General features: G+C 74.1%; 14 protein-coding genes. 6 read left to right on the forward strand and 8 right to left on the reverse strand.

Features of this window, described 5'->3' with window-relative positions; all coding sequences use genetic code 11:
* The first annotated feature begins 43 nt into the window (after positions 1 to 43).
* Positions 44 to 313 (forward strand): DUF6406 domain-containing protein, encoded by a 270-nt coding sequence (locus tag ACFQBR_RS18370; RefSeq protein WP_267948433.1) that lies wholly within the window; start codon positions 44 to 46, stop codon positions 311 to 313.
* A gap of 965 nt (positions 314 to 1278) precedes the next feature.
* Here the strand turns inward: ACFQBR_RS18370 and ACFQBR_RS18375 are convergent.
* The 6 genes from ACFQBR_RS18375 to ACFQBR_RS18400 form a co-directional block, all read right to left on the reverse strand.
* Positions 1279 to 1629 carry a hypothetical protein gene (locus ACFQBR_RS18375; RefSeq protein WP_267948434.1) on the reverse strand — a complete coding sequence of 117 codons (351 nt, stop codon included), beginning with the start codon at positions 1627 to 1629 and terminating at the stop codon, positions 1279 to 1281.
* A 489-nt stretch (positions 1630 to 2118) separates the two neighbouring features.
* On the reverse strand, positions 2119 to 3051 hold the full coding sequence (locus tag ACFQBR_RS18380) for a cytochrome d ubiquinol oxidase subunit II (RefSeq protein WP_344181489.1): 933 nt from the start codon (positions 3049 to 3051) through the stop codon (positions 2119 to 2121).
* A 16-nt stretch (positions 3052 to 3067) separates the two neighbouring features.
* Positions 3068 to 4318, reverse strand: a complete 1251-nt coding sequence (locus ACFQBR_RS18385) for a cytochrome ubiquinol oxidase subunit I (protein WP_344181491.1) — start codon at positions 4316 to 4318, stop codon at positions 3068 to 3070.
* A gap of 192 nt (positions 4319 to 4510) precedes the next feature.
* Positions 4511 to 5185: a response regulator transcription factor gene (locus tag ACFQBR_RS18390; RefSeq protein WP_344181493.1), complete on the reverse strand. Its 675-nt coding sequence runs from the start codon at positions 5183 to 5185 to the stop codon at positions 4511 to 4513.
* Positions 5182 to 6405, reverse strand: coding sequence for a sensor histidine kinase (locus ACFQBR_RS18395; protein WP_344181495.1), 1224 nt, complete (start codon positions 6403 to 6405; stop codon positions 5182 to 5184). Before ACFQBR_RS18395 ends, ACFQBR_RS18390 begins: the two co-directional genes overlap by 4 nt.
* A 171-nt stretch (positions 6406 to 6576) precedes the next feature.
* On the reverse strand, positions 6577 to 7434 hold the full coding sequence (locus tag ACFQBR_RS18400) for a spermidine synthase (RefSeq protein ID WP_267948439.1): 858 nt from the start codon (positions 7432 to 7434) through the stop codon (positions 6577 to 6579).
* 210 nt (positions 7435 to 7644) lie between these two features.
* Between ACFQBR_RS18400 and ACFQBR_RS18405 the strand changes: the two genes are divergently transcribed.
* Positions 7645 to 9381: a proline--tRNA ligase gene (locus ACFQBR_RS18405; protein WP_267950268.1), complete on the forward strand. Its 1737-nt coding sequence runs from the start codon at positions 7645 to 7647 to the stop codon at positions 9379 to 9381.
* Positions 9382 to 9501: 120 nt separating this feature from the next.
* On the opposite strand, the gene ACFQBR_RS18410 is transcribed toward ACFQBR_RS18405, so the two are convergent.
* The gene (locus ACFQBR_RS18410; RefSeq protein ID WP_267948440.1) at positions 9502 to 9963 is read right to left on the reverse strand and encodes a ferritin-like domain-containing protein; all 462 of its coding nucleotides are present in this window, start codon (positions 9961 to 9963) and stop codon (positions 9502 to 9504) included.
* A gap of 45 nt (positions 9964 to 10008) precedes the next feature.
* Positions 10009 to 10524 (reverse strand): ferritin-like domain-containing protein, encoded by a 516-nt coding sequence (locus ACFQBR_RS18415; protein WP_344181498.1) that lies wholly within the window; start codon positions 10522 to 10524, stop codon positions 10009 to 10011.
* A 360-nt stretch (positions 10525 to 10884) separates the two neighbouring features.
* Between ACFQBR_RS18415 and rimP the strand changes: the two genes are divergently transcribed.
* The 4 genes from rimP to ACFQBR_RS18435 form a co-directional block, all read left to right on the forward strand.
* Positions 10885 to 11367, forward strand: a complete 483-nt coding sequence (gene rimP, locus ACFQBR_RS18420) for a ribosome maturation factor RimP (RefSeq protein WP_267948442.1) — start codon at positions 10885 to 10887, stop codon at positions 11365 to 11367.
* A gap of 24 nt (positions 11368 to 11391) precedes the next feature.
* On the forward strand, positions 11392 to 12405 hold the full coding sequence (nusA, locus tag ACFQBR_RS18425; RefSeq protein WP_267948443.1) for a transcription termination factor NusA: 1014 nt from the start codon (positions 11392 to 11394) through the stop codon (positions 12403 to 12405).
* 28 nt (positions 12406 to 12433) lie between these two features.
* Positions 12434 to 12724: a YlxR family protein gene (locus ACFQBR_RS18430; RefSeq protein ID WP_267950269.1), complete on the forward strand. Its 291-nt coding sequence runs from the start codon at positions 12434 to 12436 to the stop codon at positions 12722 to 12724.
* A 231-nt stretch (positions 12725 to 12955) separates the two neighbouring features.
* Positions 12956 to 13822: translation initiation factor IF-2 N-terminal domain-containing protein (locus ACFQBR_RS18435; protein WP_378553913.1), on the forward strand; the 867-nt coding region annotated here is incomplete at its 3' end.

The raw sequence follows: 13822 nt of genomic DNA on the forward strand, positions 1-13822 counted from the left end.
TGCGTTTTCAACGGAAACCGAGACGGTTGGGACTGAATCCACTGTGGTTCACGAAGTCGGCGCGCAGGAGAAGATCAGTTACGGCCGGAACGACCGCTTCGCGGGCGGCCCGGTCGGTGGGGGAAGCTTCTGGATCGACGATGAAGGCCGACCGGTGGCCAAGATCGGCGGACCGAAGGAGTGGCGACCCACGCCCATGATCGACGTCCACGTAGGAGATGTGTTCAGTGTGGGAGGGCAGGTGTGGAGGGTCACCGATATCGTTGACGCGGACAACCCCTCCGCCTATCTGCTGGCCACGCGAATAAGCTGAGCACGGCCCGGGCGGACGCCCGGGGTGCAAACGACTTGCTCGGATCCGGAATCGCAACCCCGTGCAACCTTTCCATGGGAAGTCACGGATTGTTTCCCTTTCCGGTTTTATGGATGTCGGCCTTTTGTCGGTGGAGCCCGCCCCAAGGGGCCGCAGCGTGCCCCGCCGGGGCTCCCGTGAGTTCTGTGATTTCTGGGGTTTCGGGAGTGAAACGGCGCCATGGCTCTGTGTCACCGCAGTTCAGCGCGTGTCTCCTGATATGGCCGGGAGGAATCGAGACGTTCCGGTTATCTGAAGGAGGGTGTTCGTGTTACCGCTGAATCGTTAACGTCTGTGGAGCAGGGCGCGCCTCGGCGCACGGGGAGGGCACCACTCTCGGCGGTTTCCGGGCCGCTGCGCCCTGCCGCCCCCCGAAGCCGGTCCCAGGGGCTGTCCCCCGCCCCTGGGCCCGGCCGCCCCGCCCCCCGGGGAGCCGGCGCCGACCCCGCGCCGACCGGTCGTCTCCGGTCCGGCGCCTCCCGCCCTCCGGCCAGGCCTTCCCGCACTCCGGCCGGTGCCGCGCCTTCCGCCCCGCCCGCCCCGCGCCGACAGGGCTCCCGCCGGGGCGGACCCTCCGCCCCGCCCCCTTCCCGCCCCGTTCTCCGCGGCGTCGTGCCCGTGTCCGGCGGTGCGGCCGGGGCACCCGCCGTGCGGCCCCCGGCCCCGCCGCGCCCGCGGTCGTCGGTAGATCCTGTTGCACCCGGCAGGCCGTCGAGTCGGCCCCATGTCCTTCTTGCACGAGTTCTTCGCGCGGGTCTTGCGGTAGAACGCGTTCCAGTATTAACCTCTGCGTATACCTGGCCCGGTGAGGGCGCCCGGCGGTTCGGTCGCCGGTCGTCAGCGGACGGGCAGGTGAGAGAGGACCGTCGCCCGTCGACGTCGGATCGCGCCCCGACGCCGGCGGGCGACGTCCGTCGCGGCGCCGCTCAGCCCAGGAGGCGGGCGAGTTCGGCGAAGGTGGGGCAGGGCCAGGTCTGGCGGCACCCCCCGCAGCGGTGCCCGTCGGCGCCCTCCCGCTCCTCCGGCCGGTGCAGCCGCAGCAGGTCCGCGCAGACGCCTGCCAGAGCGGCCACCTCGTCGCGGGCGTTCGCGTAGAAGGCGACGTCGTTGATCCTGGCGAGGGCGCTGTCGGAGCCGCCGTCCGGGAGGCCGACGGTGTCCGGCTCCCAGGGGACCGCCCGCACGGAGCGCTCCTGGATGCCCTGTACGCACCGGAGCAGCCTCGCGTGCTCGGAGAGGCCGCCCCTCCGCGGCGCCGGCGTGGTGAACGGTGACATCGCTGATCTCCCCCGGTGGGTGGATACGCAGCTTCACGTAGTGACACAGCGTATCTCCGGCGTCGCCCGTTGTCGCGACCTGTCGGGGGTGTGTGGCCCGCTGGAAACGCGGGCGGGCCGCCCCCGAGGGGACGGCCCGCTGTCTCGTGGCGGTCCTCAGCCGCAGCCGCCGCCGCAGCTGCAGGAACCGCCGCTCTGGCATCCGCATCCGCAGCCCGTACCGCAGCTGCATCCGGCCAGGTCCGGGGGGGTGGTCAGGGGGTGGGTCACAGTCACTCCTCGGGGCTCGGCAGCGCCCGCGCGCGATCACGCCGGGTATCCCCCCGGGACGGGAGGGGCGTCGCGGGCGTGTCTCCCGCAAGCTGGCGTGCCCCCTCACGGGCCTCCCCAACCCGCCACGGGGACCCTGCCGGGGCGTGACCCGGCGTGCACACGTCCGTCACCGGCTGTCCGCGACCGCGGCGAGCTGGGAGGCAGCGGCGCCAGGGGTCAGGCGAAGAAGGTCCCCCCGGCCGCTGGTCGGCGCGTCATTCGGTAGAGCCAAACCTGGCCGATGAGCATGACCGGAATTGTGGGAAGGAGGATCGCCCAGACGAACATCCCGGTCACGGACGGGACCGGCGACGACGGGAGGTGCGCGGACCAGGCCACCATGAGGCCCGGAACGGCGATCGCGAGCGCCGACGTGTGCCGGGAGAGCATCGGCCCCGCGAGGCCGCTGGTCGCCGCCAGGGCCGCCGCGAGCACCGCGACCGGGACCGCCGCGAGCAGGGCCGGGGCGGGCTCCGGACCGCCCGGGAGGAGTGCGGCCGCGGCGGCCGCCGCCGTCGCGCCCAGGGCCAGCCGGGACAGCGGGCGGGTGACCCGTGCCGCCACGTCCGCGCTCTCCGCGTCGGTCGGACCGACCAGGCGCTCCGCGCCGAAGGCCGCCCCGCGCAGCGCGAACAGGGCCGTCACCACGAGTGTGCACAGCACGGTGAACGCGCTCGCCGTGAGGCCGCCGGTGAGCAGCCCCGCGACCGCCAGGCCCCACATCGCCGCGACGGTCCAGCTGCCCGCGACGACCGCGGCGTCGCAGGCCAGGCGCCAGCCGGGCCGGTCCACGCGGGCGCGCAGCCACAGACCGGCGTCCCGGACCAGCCACGCCGCGAGCAGGACCGCGATCACCGGCCGCAGCTCGGCGACGACGTGGTGCTCCAGCACGGGGAACAGCCCCGCCATGACCCCGACGGCGGCGACCAGCCACACCTCCGAGGCGAGGAAGTAGGGGGCGATCGCCGCGACCACGCGGCGGCGCTGCCCGGGATCGCGCGCCACGTGGGGCATCAGCATGCCCAGGCCGATGTCGGAGCCCGCGAGGACGAGGTGGCCCACGACGAGCAGGGCGAGCAGGGCGGAGGATGCGAGGGACAGGACGTCCATGGTGGTGCTCCCTGGTTCAGAACGTGGGGACGGGATCGGCGGACTCGCCCGGCTCCTCCTCGCGGCGCTCCGCGAGGGGGCCGCCGTCGGGGCCGCGCCGGGCGTACCGCACCAGGAGCCAGTAGGTGACGGCCGCCAGGACCGCGAACGCGACGGTGAAGAAGGCGAAGGAGAGGACGGCCGCGCCCGGGGGCATGGGGGTCACCGCGTCCGCGGTGGTCAGGTGGTGCACCACCGTCCACGGCTGCCGGTTGGTCTCCCGGAACACCCAGCCGCCGATGCTCGCCAGGTAGGGGGCGAAGGGGGTGGCGACCAGCGGGGCGAGGAACCACCGCCACCGGTCCAGGCCGCCGAGGGGCCAGGCCAGCAGCATGAGCGGGCCGAGCAGGAACATCACCGCCCACATGCTCATCATGAGGCCGTCGGCGGTCGCGTTGACGCCGTTCAGGAGCGGTCCGCCGGGGGAGGCGGCCTCGATCGCCGCGATCTCCTCGGCGGTGTGGGTCAGGCCGCTCGTGGGCGGGGCCTCGCCGAAGAGCTCGAACTGGACGCCGCCGAAGACCACCACGAACACCGGCGCCACGCACATGACGACCGCGGCGTAGCGGATGCCCCGCCGGAAGATCCCGTACGGGTCGTCGCGCCGTACCAGGTGGTAGGCGCTGGTGGCGGCCACCACCAGGGCGCCGACGGTCATGGCGCCGCCGGCGACGTGTCCGAAGGCCGCCGTGGCGGCGGGGTTCGTCATCAGGGCGACCGGGTCGGTCAGCTGTGCGACGCCGTCCACGACCTCGAACCCGACGGGGTTGCGCAGGAACCCGTTGGAGACCAGGACCCACCACGCCGAGGAGTAGGCCGTCACGGTGACCACCGCGAAGCAGGACAGGTGGGCCCACCGGCCCATGCGGTCCCAGCCGAAGATCCACAGCCCCAGGAAGGTGGACTCGACGAAGAACGCCGTCATCGTCTCCAGGGCCAGCGGAGCCGCGAAGGTGTAGCCGAACACCTCGTGCAGCCCGCTCCAGTTGAGGGCCAGCTGGAACTCCATCACCAGGCCCGACAGGACGCCCATGCCGTAGTTGACGAGGTAGAGGCCTCCCCAGAAGCGCACGGCGGTCATCCGCGAGCGGTCGCCGCGCAGGGCGCCCAGGAACTGGGTGGTGAGGATGTACGGGGCGAGCCCGAGCGTCAGCGCCACGAACATGTAGTGCGTGGCGGCGGTCAGCGCGAACTGGAGCCGCGCCAGGAGGAGTGGGTCTTCGAACATCGTCGGGCCTCGCGTTCGGCGGTGGGGACACGCCAAGGATCCGACGACGGCAGCGGCGGGCGCATCGTCCCTGAGGGGGCACCGGGCGGCCGCCCCCCGGGGTACGCGCCGCCCCGCCCGTACTCCCGCGGGGGTAGGGGGAGACCCCGAGGCGCCCCGGCGCCCCTCGGGGGAGGGCCGGGGTCGGGCCGGTCAGGTGTTCCGGCTCCACCGCGGCGTGACCAGGGCCGTCTCGTAGGCGATCACGACCAGCTGGGCGCGGTCGCGCACGCCCAGCTTCACCATGGAGCGGCTGACGTGGGTCTTGGCCGTGGCAGGGCTGACCACCAGCCGGGCGGCGATCTCCTCGTTGGACAGCCCGCCCCCGACCAGCGCGACCACCTCGCGCTCGCGGTCGGTGAGCCCGTTGAGGCGGACCGAGGGGGCCGGGGCGCCGGGCGGGCGGCGGGCGTAGTCGGCGATCAGCCGCCGTGTGACCGCCGGCGAGAGCAGCGCCTCGCCCGCGTGCACGACCCGGACCGCCTGCAGGAGGTCGCGGGGCTCGGTGTCCTTGACCAGGAACCCGCTGGCCCCGGTGCGCAGCGCCTCGAAGATGTACTCGTCCAGGCCGAACGTGGTGAGGATGACGATCCGCGTCTCCGAGAGGCCGGGGTCCGCGAGGATGCGCCCGGCTGCGGCCAGGCCGTCCACACCGGGCATGCGGATGTCCATCAGGACCACGTCGGGCCGCTCCGCGCGGGCCAGCCGGACCGCCTCCTCGCCGTCACCCGCCTCGGCGACCACCCCGATGTCGGGGGCGCTGTCCAGGAGTGCGCGGAAACCCGCGCGCACCAGGGCCTGGTCGTCGGCGAGCAGCACCCTGATCACGGCGTCCTCGTTTCGTCGGCGCCGGACGCGCCGCGCACGTCCGGCGGGGTGGAGTCCGGCTGTCCCGGCCCGGCCGGCCCCGACGGCAGCCGCGCCCGCACCCGGAATCCTCCCCCCTCCAGGGGGCCCGCGTCCACCGTGCCGCCGACCAGGGCGGCGCGTTCGCGCATCCCGGTGATGCCGTTGCCCGGCACCGGGGGGCCGACCGTGCCGCGGCCGTCGTCCGTCACCTCGACCACCAGGGAGGACGCCCCGTGCTCGATCCGCACCCGGACGGCCGTCGCGCCGGAGTGGCGCACGGTGTTGGTGAGCGCCTCCTGCACGGTGCGGTAGGCGGCCGAGTCGGTGCTGACGGGCAGGCGGGCGGGGGCTCCGACGACCTCGACCTCCACGTCGAGCCCCGCGGTCCGCGTGCCCTCGGCGAGTTCGCCCACGCGGTCGAGCCCGGGGACCGGCGACCTCGGCGCGGCCTCGTCCACGGCGCGCAGCACCCCCAGCATCCCGCGCAGCTCGGTCAGGGTGTCCTTGCTGGTCTGCTTGATGGTGGCCAGGGCCTCCGCGGCGCGCCCGGGCTCCGTCTCGATGAGGTAGAGGGCGGTGCCGGCCTGCACGTTGATCAGCGAGATGTTGTGCGCGACGGTGTCGTGCACGTCCCGGGCCAGCCGGAGCCGCTCCTCCGACGCCCGGCGGAGCACCTCCTCCTCCTTCGTGCGGCCCGCCTCGACCGCGCGCTCGCGGTCGGCCCGCAGGTACTCCTGGCGCCAGCGCACGACCTCGCCCGTGCACAGCAGCAGCAGGACCCAGGCGACCATGCCCACCGCCTCGAAGCGGAACCCGCCGCTCACCAGCAGCTCGTAGGCGTTGACCGCGGCGAACTGGCCGACGCCCAGCGTCCACCCGAACACGCGGTAGCCCCAGCGGACCAGGGTGTAGAGCATGACGGCGGTGCACAGCATGACCATGCCGTCCGGGAAGCCCAGGGGGTAGTAGACGGTCGCGGAGGCGATCGAGACCAGGCCCACGACGCACGGGAAGGCGGTCCGCCACAGGAGCGGCAGGCACGCCCCCAGGACGAGGGCCCACCCCCACGGCCAGAGCTCGCGGTCGGTGGGGACGGGGTCGACCCACTCGACCACGAGCGTGCTGCCCGCGGACAGGACCAGCAGGACCAGGGCGAGCCGGGCGTCGGTGCGCGTCGGGCGCGGGAGTAGTGCTGCCACACCCACGACGGTACGGCCACCCCCCGGGGTCGCGCGTCCTCCTCAGGGGTGCACTTCGCGCGTCGGCGTACTCCCCCCGGAGTACGCGTCCCGCGTCCCGCGTCCCCGGGACCCCGTCCGCCGGGAGCGGCGGCCGGTTCCGGCCGTCCGCGCCGGGGCCCGGCGGCGGGCTCAGAACACGTCGTCCGGCGGCGCGGGGGAGTCGACCGCGTCCGCGTCGTGGACGGGCGCGCGGCCCGAGACGAAGCGGTCCAGATCCCCGCCCTCCAGCAGCCGGGCCATCTCCGGGTCGCGGTGCGCGCGGCGGCCCAGGTCCTCCGAGGGGAGCGGCCGGTGCCCGGCCACCAGGACGAGGTTGCCGAACCGGCGCCCGCGCAGGATGGCGGGCGCGGCGGTCAGGGCCACGTGCGGCAGCACCGCGCGGGCGGTCGCCGCCTGCGCGCGGGTGTGCTCCAGGGAGTGGCCGTCGCCGATGTTCACCGCCAGCAGGCCTCCGGGCCTCAGCACGCGCGCCATCTCCCCGTAGAACTCCACCGAGGTCAGCCGCGCGGGCGTGCGCGCCCCCGCGAACACGTCGCTGACGACCAGGTCCGCGCTGTCGGCGTGCCGGGCGCCGATCCACTCGCGGGCGTCGCCGATTCCCACCCGCAGCTGCGCCCGGCGGTCCCACGGCAGCCGCCGCCGCACCATCTCCACCAGAGGGGCGTCCACGTCCACCGCGCGCTGCCGCGAGCCCGGGCGGGTGTGCGCCACGTACCGGGCCAGGGTCAGCGCCCCCGCTCCCAGGTGCAGGGCGTCGATCGGCTCGCCCGCGGGCGCGACGAGGTCGGCGGCGTGCGCGATCCGCCGCATGTACGAGAAGTCCAGGTAGGACGGGTCCGACAGGTCCACGTGGGACTGCGGCGTCCCCTCCACCACGAGGAACCACGAGTCGGACCGGTCCGCGTCCGCGAGCAGCTCCGTCCCGGGAACGCCCTCCGGCTCCCCGGCCCCGTCGGGTCCCGTGTCCCGAGTACCGCGTCTGCCCATGCTCTTCCCCGTTCGTCGGCGGCGTCCGCCGGCCCCTGCGCCGGCCGCGCCCGCCGCCCGGATCGCCGGCCACCAAGCCTAGGTACGGGCGGGAGCGCTCGCGCAACCCACGCGCGAACGCGTCCGCACTACCGCTAGCCTGGGACTCCCCTAGTCCTGATCCCCACGCCCCACGGGCGTGTTCACCGAGGAGTGGCCGTGCTGCTGCGGATGTCGAACCTGTTCCTTCGCACCCTGCGTGAGGACCCGGCGGACGCCGAGGTGCCGAGCCACAAGCTCCTCGTCCGCGGCGGGTTCGTGCGCCGGGCCGCCCCCGGCATCTACTCCTGGCTGCCCCTGGGCAAGATGGTCCTGGACAACGTCGCCCGCGTCGTGCGCGAGGAGATGGACGCCATCGGCGGCCAGGAGGTCCTCCTGCCCGCCCTCCTGCCCAAGGAGTACTACGAGGCGACCGGCCGCTGGGAGGAGTACGGCGACACCCTGTTCCGCCTCAAGGACCGCAAGGGCGCCGACTACCTGCTCGGCCCCACGCACGAGGAGCTGTTCACGCTCCTGGTCAAGGGCGAGTACTCCTCCTACAAGGACTTCCCCGTCGTCCTGTACCAGATCCAGGAGAAGTTCCGCGACGAGGCGCGCCCCCGGGCGGGCGTGCTCCGCGGCCGCGAGTTCCACATGAAGGACTCCTACTCCTTCGACATCGACGACGAGGGCCTGCGGGCCTCCTACGAGGCGCACCGCGCCGCCTACATCCGGATCTTCGACCGGCTCGGGCTGGAGTACGTGATCGTCTCCGCCACGTCCGGGGCCATGGGCGGGTCCGCCTCGGAGGAGTTCCTGGCCGTGGCCCCGAGCGGCGAGGACACCTTCGTGCGCAGCACGGAGTCCGACTACGCCGCGAACGTCGAGGCCGTCGCCACCCCGGCGCCCCCGGCGCTGCCCGTCGAGGGGCTGCCCGAGGCGGTGGTGCACCACACCCCGGGCACCGCGACCATCCAGACGCTGGTGGACTTCCTCAACGGGGCCGGGCTGGGCCGCGACTTCAGCGAGGCCGACACCCTCAAGAACCTCCTCGTCAAGACCCGCGAGCCCGGCGCCGAGGAGTGGAAGCTGCTGGCCATCGGCCTGCCCGGCGACCGCGAGGTCGACCTCAAGCGCCTGGAGGCCGCACTGGAGCCCACCGAGGTCGCGCTCCTGGACGAGGCCGACTTCGCGGCCAACCCCTTCCTGGCCAAGGGCTACATCGGCCCCCTCGCCCTGCTGGACAACAAGGTCCGCTACCTGGTCGACCCGCGCGTGGTCACCGGCACCGCGTGGGTGACCGGCGCGGACAGGGCCGACCACCACGTCATCGGCCTGGTGGCCGGGCGCGACTTCACCCCGGACGGCGTCATCGACGTCGCCGAGGTCCGCGACGGCGACCCCTCGCCCGACGGGCGGGGCACGCTGTACACCTCGCGCGGCATCGAGATCGGCCACATCTTCCAGCTCGGCCGCAAGTACACCGACTCCTTCCAGGTGGACGCCCTCGGAGCCGACGGCAAGCCCAGGCGCATCACCATGGGCTCCTACGGGATCGGCGTCTCGCGCGCCGTCGCCTGCGTCGTCGAGCAGTCCCACGACGACAAGGGCATCGTCTGGCCGCGCGCCATCGCGCCCGCCGACGTGCACGTGGTCGGCACCGGCAAGGGCGAGCAGATCGAGGAGGCCCTGCGGATCGGCGCGGAGCTGGAGGCACGCGGACTGCGCGTCCTCGTGGACGACCGCAAGGGCGTCTCGCCGGGCGTCAAGTTCACCGACTCCGAACTGCTCGGCATCCCGACCGGTGTCATCATCGGCCGCGGGCTCAAGGACGGCCTGGTGGAGCTGCGGGACCGCGCCACCGGCGACCGCGAGGAGGTCGCCCTGGCCGAGATCGTGGACCGCACCGTCGCCGCCTGCCGCGGCTAGGGCGCGCCCGGCGGGCGCCGCCCGGACACGCCCAAGGGCTCCCGCCCCGCGGGCGGCGGCCGGGACGACCGGGGTCGAGGGGCCGGGGAGCAGATCCCCGGCCCCTCGCTCGTGCTCCCGTCAGGCGGTCTCGAAGCCGGGGAGGGCGTCCAGCTCCCCGCCCCACTCCAGGCCCCGCAGCGTCGTCTCCTGGAGGGCGCGCGCGGCCCTCGACCGCAGACCGGCGTCGCCCGACGCCGTCAGCCACAGGTACGCACGCGCCGCCGTCTCCTCCAGCCCGACCGCGAAGGCGTCGAAGCCGTCGTCGTCGCGCCCCTCCGGCAGGGGATACGTCGCCAGCGCCGAGGGCGCCCCGAAGCCGCGTTCCACCGCCGCCGCACGCAGCGCGTCACGCAGGGCCTTGTGCTGCTGGGCGGCCTCCAGGGCACGCTCGCGCCGGTCCCGGTCCCCGGCGGCACCGCCGACGAACTCGTACCCGTACACCGCCGCGTGCTCCGCGCTCAGCGCCTCGGCCAGCGCGTCGGGGCCGGGGTCCGCGCCGGGGTCCGCCCCGCCCGGGGTGGACACGGGACTCTCGCTCACCAGTACCGCCTTCAGGTTCGTGGATGCCGTGCGGGAAGGCCGGGCCTAGGCCCGGGCCAGAAGGTACGCGTGTCCTGCCTCGCAGGCGCCGATGCCGCTGATCAGCTGGGCCAGGCCGGGGTCGGACACGGCCGCGGCCTGGTCGAGGCGCGCACTCGTCGCGGCCGACTCCAGCAGGCGCAGCCCCGCGGTGTCCAGCACCCCGCCGGGCGCGGGCCCGCCCTCCGGAGGGGTTTCCCCGCCCCCGGCCGGGTCGGCGGGAGGTGTGGGGGAGGCACCCTCGGGGAGCGACTCCACGAGCGCGTCCACATGGGTCAGGTGGTGCTCCAGCAGCCGCTCCAGCAGGTCCGCCGGCCCCGTCCCGCCGGCGATCGCGGCCTCGTAGAGGGACACCGTCCGCTCCTTCTCCCGGATCACCGACCGGAGCACGTACTCGTCCGGGGTCACGTCCGCGGGGTACCACTCCGCCTCGCCGCACCCGGCCAGACCCGCGACCGCCGCTCCGGCCACCGCAGCGCCCAGCACCGTGCGGCGGCTGACGCAGCCGTTCACCTGGCCCACGTGCTCTCCTTCCGTGCCCCGTGCCGTCCCTCGCCGGCACGACGGCCGTCCGGGACGGCCACGGCCCCATCTTTCCACGGTCCGCGCGGGGCCCGGCCCGGGCCGACACACCCCTCCACGCGGGCTTTCCCGCCTCCCGGGGCCACTCCGCGGCGCCTCCCCGACACCGACGGCGACCTGGAGGACGCCCGGGTGTGGATACTCTTGCAGCACAACCGCCGTCGCACGCGACGCGCGGTCGGTCCGCGTCCCTCAGGGGGCGGACCGTTCAGTCGCAGACTACGTACAGAGCTGGACCGCCCCGTACACCGGCCCGAGGCCGAGCGGGCGGGATTTCTCCGCTGGAGGGGCAGACACCACATGGGAGCGCAGGCACGCGAAGAGCGCATCGCCGAGCTGCTGGAGCCGGTACTGGCCGAGGCCGGACTGGACCTGGAGGCCGTCGAGCTGACACCGGCGGGCAAGCGCCGGGTCCTGCGCGTCGTCGTCGACTCCGACGACGGGGTGGACCTGGACCGGGTCGGCGAGGTCAGCCAGGAGGTCAACGCCGCGCTGGACGCCTCCGACGTCATGGGCGAGCTGCCCTACGTCCTGGAGGTCACCTCGCCCGGGGTGGACCGTCCGCTGACGCAGCCGCGCCACTGGCGGCGCTCCCGTGGACGGCTGGTGAAGGCCGCCCTCGCCGGGGGCGGCGACGTCACCGGCCGGGTCACCGACGCCGACGACGAGGGGGTCACCCTCGACGTCGAGGGCCGGCCCCGCACCCTCGCCCACGCCGAGCTCGGCCCGGGCAGGGTCCAGGTGGAATTCCGTCGCGAAGCCGACACCGACGCGGCGGACTAGAGGGGGAGCCCCGTGGATATTGACATGAGTGTCCTGCGCAGCCTGGAGCGCGAGAAGGACATCGCGGTCGAGCTGGTGGCCAAGGCCATCGAGGACGCGCTTCTGATCGCCTACCACCGCGAAGAGGGACCCGACAAGAAGGCCAGGGTGGAGCTCAACCGCTCGACCGGCCACGTGACCGTGTGGGTGTCCGAGACGGACGAGGAGGGCGAGGTCGTCGGCGAGTTCGACGGCACCCCGTCCGGCTTCGGCCGCATCGCGACCTCCACCGCCAAGCAGGTCATCCTCCAGCGCCTGCGGGACGCCGAGGACGAGCTCACCCTGGGCGAGTTCGCCGGGCGGGAGCACGACATCGTCTCCGGCATCATCCAGCAGGGCAAGGACCCCCGGAACGTGCTGGTCGACCTCGGCAAGCTCGAGGCGGTCCTGCCCCCGCAGGAGCAGGTCCCCACCGAGACCTACACCCACGGGGAGCGGCTGCGCGCCTACGTGGTCCAGGTCCGCAAGGGCCACCGGGGTCCGTCGGTCACCCTCTCGCGCACCCACCCCAACCTGGTGCGCAAGCTCTTCGAGCTGGAGGTGCCCGAGATCGCCGACGGCACCGTCGAGATCTCGGCGATCGCCCGGGAGGCGGGCCACCGCACCAAGATGGCCGTCCGGTCGCACCGGGGCGGGGTCAACGCCAAGGGCGCCTGTATCGGTCCGCTCGGCAGCCGTGTCCGCAACGTGATGGCGGAACTCCACGGAGAGAAGATCGACATCGTCGACTTCTCCGACGACCCGGCCGCGTTCGTGGCCAACGCCCTGTCCCCGGCGCGGGTCAACTCCGTGGAAATCCTCGACATGGCCGCGCGTGTCGCGCGGGTCGTCGTGCCCGACTACCAGCAGTCCCTGGCGATCGGCAAGGAGGGCCAGAACGCCCGCCTCGCCGCCCGTCTGACCGGTTGGCGCATCGACATCCGCTCCGACGCCGAACCCGCCGGCGGTCCCGCCGACGGTGACGGAACCGACGGCGACGACGCCGCCGCGGCCGGTTAATCGGGTCGCGGCGATGCCCCGACGCGATATGGTGGCCGGAGACGGTCCCGACGGCCCTGTGCGCACATGCGTGGGGTGCCGGTCTCGGGCAGTCCAGTCCGACCTCGTGCGGCTGGTGGCTGTGGGCACGGCCATCATGCCCGACACCCGGGGTCGACGTCCGGGGCGTGGCGCCTACCTGCACGACGACCGGCGGTGCCTCGAGCTCGCCGAGCGTCGCAGGGTATGGTCCCGCGCCTACCGGAGGGGAGCGGGTGACGCCGGGTGGGACCTCTCACCCGTAGAGGCCCTGCTCGATGCCGCCCCTCGTGGCGGATAGGGTTACCGCTCCCGATAGGGTTGGAATGTCTGGGCCGGTCTCCGGGTTGTCATAACCGAGGTCGGCGTACCAGTGCTGTGTCGGCACGCGAGTACCGACCCATTGTTGTGTAGCGATGAGGAAGCAGGTCGAGATTGCGATGAGCGCCTGATGAGTACGCAGCGATGAGTAACTCGAGCTAACGACGGTCCGGCACAAGCCCATGTCCCGGACCGAAGCTGAAGGAGAGTAGTGGCGAAGGTCCGGGTGTACGAACTCGCCAAGGAGTTCGGTGTAGAGAGCAAGGCCGTGCTGGCCAAGCTCAACGAGATGGGCGAATTCGTCCGTTCGGCGTCCTCGACGATAGAGGCCCCCGTCGTGCGACGCCTCCAAGAAGCCTTCAACAACGGTTCCGACGGCGGCAGGAAGGGCTCGGCTCCCAAGCCCGGCCCCCGCGCCGCGTCCGAGCCGGGGGCGGCCCCCAAGCCGGGGCCCGCTCCCAAGCCCGGCCCGAAGCCGGGTCCGGCCGCGCCCAAGCCGTCGGCAGCGCAGGGCGAGTCCGCCCCGCGTCCCGGCGCGCCCAAGCCCGGCCCCAAGGCCCCCCGCGGCGAAGCGGGTGCCCGCCCCGGCGGTGCGCCCAAGCCCGGTGGTCCGGCAGGCCGGCCCGAGGGCGTGCGCTCCGAGGAGCCCCGTCCCGAGGGCGGGCGTCCCGAGGGTGGACGTCCTGAAGGCGCACGTTCCGAGGGCGCACGTCCCGAGCGCGGCGAGCGCCCCCCGCGGGGCGACCGTCCCGAGCGCGGTGAGCGTCCCCAGCGGGGCGAGCGTCCCGAGCGCGGCGGTGCCCGTCCGGGCCCGCGCACGTCCGGTCCGCGTCCGGGCAACAACCCGTTCGCGTCCAACGCCTCCGGCATGGGCTCCAAGCCCGCGCCGCGTCCCGGTGCCGCTCCCGGCGCCGGCGCTCCGCGTCCGGGCGGTCCCCGTCCGGGTCCGCGTCCCGGCCCGCAGGGCGGCGGCGACCAGCGCGCCCCGCGTCCCGGTGCCGCTCCCGGCGCCGGCGCTCCGCGTCCGGGCGGTCCCCGTCCGGGTCCGCGTCCCGGCCCGCAGGGCGGCGGCGACCAG

Origin of the sequence: Nocardiopsis tropica (assembly GCF_042660575.1) — a bacterium.
In the GTDB taxonomy this organism is placed as follows: domain Bacteria; phylum Actinomycetota; class Actinomycetes; order Streptosporangiales; family Streptosporangiaceae; genus Nocardiopsis; species Nocardiopsis tropica.